Raw genomic sequence first — 1,863 nt, 5'->3', positions numbered from 1 at the left:
TTTTTTTTTTAAACCACCCTCCACCCCGGCGGTGTTGTGGTGGCCGGGGTGGGGGGTTGCCGTGGCCCCCCCCCCCCCCGTGGGGGGGCCGGCCCGGGGGCCCCCCACCCCTCCCGGTAGCGGCGGACACGGACCCGGTCCGGAAGGAGGGACGTCGAGGATGAGCACGAAGGACTTCGTCGAGAAGGACTACTACAAGGTCCTCGGCGTCCCCAAGGACGCGACCGAGGCCGAGATCAAGAAGGCGTACCGGAAGCTCGCCCGCGAGTTCCACCCCGACGCCAACAAGGGCGACGCCGGCGCCGAGACCCGCTTCAAGGAGGTCTCCGAGGCGAACGACGTCCTCGGCGACCCCAAGAAGCGCAAGGAGTACGACGAGGCCCGCGCCCTGTTCGGCAACGGCGGCCTGCGCGGCCCCGGCCCCGGCGGCACCGGCTCGTTCAACTTCGACCTCGGCGACCTCTTCGGCGGCGCCCAGGGCGGGACGGGCGGCGCAGGCGGCTTCGGCGGCGGCATAGGGGACGTCTTCGGCGGCCTCTTCAACCGCGGCGGCACCACCACCGGGCCGCGCACCCAGCCGCGCCGCGGGCAGGACATCGAGTCCGAGGTCACCCTCAGCTTCACCGAGGCCATCGAGGGCGCGACGGTCCCGCTGCGGATGTCCAGCCAGGCCGCCTGCAAGGCGTGCTCCGGCACCGGCGACAAGAACGGCAACCCCCGGGTGTGCCCCACCTGCCTCGGCACCGGCCAGGTCTCGCGCGGCGGCGGTGGCGGCTTCTCGCTCACCGACCCCTGCGCCGACTGCCGCGGCCGCGGGCTGATCGCCCAGGACCCCTGCGACGTCTGCAAGGGCAGCGGGCGCGCCCGCTCCTCGCGGACCATGCAGGTCAGGATCCCGGCCGGGGTCTCCGACGCGCAGCGCATCCGGCTCCGCGGCAAGGGCGCGCCCGGCGAGCGCGGCGGCCCCCACGGCGACCTGTACGTCGTCGTGCACGTCGACCCCCACCCGGTCTTCGGGCGCAAGGACGACAACCTCACCGTCACCGTGCCGGTCTCGTTCACCGAGGCGGCGCTCGGGGCCGAGGTGAGGGTCCCCACCCTCGGCGGTGCGCCCGTCACCCTCAAGCTGCCGCCCGGCACCCCCAACGGCCGCACCATGCGCGCCCGCGGCAAGGGGGCCGTGCGCAAGGACGGCACCCGCGGCGACCTGCTGGTCACCGTCGAGGTGCGGGTTCCGGCCGAGCTGTCGGAACCGGCGACGGAAGCGCTGGAGGCGTACCGCGCGGCGACCGCGGACGACGACCCGCGCGCGGAGTTGTTCAAGGCCGCGAAGGGAGCCTGATGAGATGGCCGGAACGGATGGACGCGGCGGCCGCCGCCGCAACCCGTACCAACTGACCGACGACACCCCGGTGTACGTCATCTCGGTGGCGGCGCAGCTCAGCGGGCTGCACCCGCAGACCCTGCGCCAGTACGACCGGCTCGGGCTGGTCTCCCCCGACCGCACGCCGGGGCGCGGCCGCCGCTACTCGGCGCGCGACATCGAGCTTCTGCGGCAGGTCCAGGCGCTGTCGCAGTCCGAGGGAATCAACCTGGCCGGCATCAAGCGCATCATCGAGCTGGAGAACCAGGTCGCGGCGCTCCAGGCACGGGTGGCCGAGCTGAGTAGCGTGGTCGAGTCGGCCGCGGCGGCGATGTCCCAGCGCGAGGCGGCGGTCCACGCCTCCTACCGGCGCGACCTCGTCCGCTACGAGGACGTCCAGCACGGGGGTGCGCTGGTGGTCTGGCGCCCGAAGAAGGCGCACGACTGAGGTCGCGCACCGGACGTACGAAGGGGCGGGCCCGCGGAGAGATCCGCGGGGC

Annotated in this window: 2 protein-coding genes; both read left to right on the top strand. The window is 73.8% G+C overall.

What is annotated here, in order from left to right; all coding sequences use genetic code 11:
- Positions 1-160: 160 nt before the first annotated feature.
- Positions 161-1,342, top strand: coding sequence for a molecular chaperone DnaJ (gene dnaJ / locus ACFWEG_RS28995; protein ID WP_387221089.1), 1,182 nt, complete (start codon positions 161-163; stop codon positions 1,340-1,342).
- Between the two features lie 4 nt (positions 1,343-1,346).
- Positions 1,347-1,811 carry a heat shock protein transcriptional repressor HspR gene (locus ACFWEG_RS28990; RefSeq protein WP_387221087.1) on the top strand — a complete coding sequence of 155 codons (465 nt, stop codon included), beginning with the start codon at positions 1,347-1,349 and terminating at the stop codon, positions 1,809-1,811.
- Positions 1,812-1,863 lie beyond the last annotated feature (52 nt).

Source organism: Streptomyces sp. NPDC060194 (assembly GCF_042728285.1).
In the GTDB taxonomy this organism is placed as follows: Bacteria; Actinomycetota; Actinomycetes; order Streptomycetales; family Streptomycetaceae; genus Streptomyces.
This window is presented reverse-complemented; position numbering and strand designations above follow the sequence as displayed.